The sequence below is a fragment of the Mesorhizobium sp. M1A.F.Ca.IN.020.06.1.1 genome, from assembly GCF_004023265.1.
GTDB lineage: Bacteria > Pseudomonadota > Alphaproteobacteria > Rhizobiales > Rhizobiaceae > Mesorhizobium.
The window spans coordinates 1-1,128 of record NZ_RZSR01001370.1; the positions used below are offsets into that span (position 1 = coordinate 1).

Annotated in this window: 2 protein-coding genes and 1 pseudogene; all 3 read left to right on the forward strand. The window is 64.8% G+C overall.

What is annotated here, in order from left to right:
• Positions 1-192: pseudogene (locus EOA60_RS34075) on the forward strand (thiazole synthase); the annotation flags it as partial.
• Complete coding sequence (locus EOA60_RS34080) at positions 189-794, forward strand: thiamine phosphate synthase (RefSeq protein ID WP_128312679.1); 606 nt, start codon at positions 189-191, stop codon at positions 792-794. The pseudogene EOA60_RS34075 and the gene EOA60_RS34080, both read left to right, overlap by 4 nt.
• A partial coding sequence (locus tag EOA60_RS34085; protein ID WP_206628395.1) for a bifunctional hydroxymethylpyrimidine kinase/phosphomethylpyrimidine kinase occupies positions 785-1,128 on the forward strand: 344 nt, incomplete at its 3' end. The genes EOA60_RS34080 and EOA60_RS34085, both read left to right, overlap by 10 nt.

The following is a 1,128-nucleotide window of genomic DNA, read 5'->3' on the forward strand; positions in this document are numbered from 1 at the left end:
GTCATGGAGCTCGGCTACGACGCGGTGCTTCTTAACACGGGCGTCGCCAAGGCCGGCGATCCCGTTGCCATGGCCGCGGCCTTCTCCAAGGCGGTGGAGGCGGGTCGTGGGGCATATTGTGCCGGCCTGCTCGCGCCGCGCGACATGGCGGTCCCCTCCACCCCTGTCATCGGCATGGCAGCATTCTCGTGAAGCTCGATCCGTTCTACTTGATCGTCGATTCCAGCGCGTGGATCGAACGCCTGGTGCCGGTTGGCGTGAAGCTGGTGCAGCTGCGCATCAAGGACGAGAGTGAAGCTTCACTGCGCCGGGAGATTCGCGCTTCGAAGACGGTATGTGAACGCCATGGCTGCCAGTTTGTCCTCAATGATTACTGGAGGCTCGCCATCGACGAGGGTTGCGACTTCGTGCATCTGGGCCAGGAGGATCTGGCGAGCGCTGATGTGAGGGCGATGCGGCGCGCCGGGCTCAAGCTGGGCTTGAGCACGCATGACCCCATCGAGCTCGAAACGGCACTCTTCGCGGAGCCCGACTACGTCGCGCTCGGTCCGATTTACCCGACCACTCTGAAAGCGATGAAATGGGCGCCGCAGGGATTGGATCGCATTACCTTCTGGAAACAGCGCGTCGGCAATCTTCCGCTTGTCGCCATCGGCGGGCTTACTGTCGAGCGGCTTCCAGGAGTTTTCGAACATGGCGCACGAAGTGCGGCGGTGGTGACCGATATCATCCGCGCCGCCGATCCAGAGGCGCGCACGCGTGAGTGGCTCGAGGCAACAGCGCCGTGGCGATAGATCGCGAGTCTCACGTGCTGGTCGTTGCGGGAGCCGATTCAAGCGGCGGCGCCGGGATCGTGCGCGACGTCGAGACGATCGCGGCGCTCGGCCCCCGGTCGTGCGTCGCCGTAACGGCGGTGACCGCCCAGACGCATCGGTCGGTCGACTGGATCGAGCACATGCCGCCGGGTCTTGTCGTGGCCCAGATGCGGGCCGCACTCGCGGCCAACGATGTGAAGGCCATCAAGATCGGGATGCTCGGCACAAACGGCGCAATCGAAAAAGCCGCGGCGGTTCTGCGGGATCACCCCGACATACCGGTGGTGCTGGACCCGGTCCTCGCCTCCTCGTC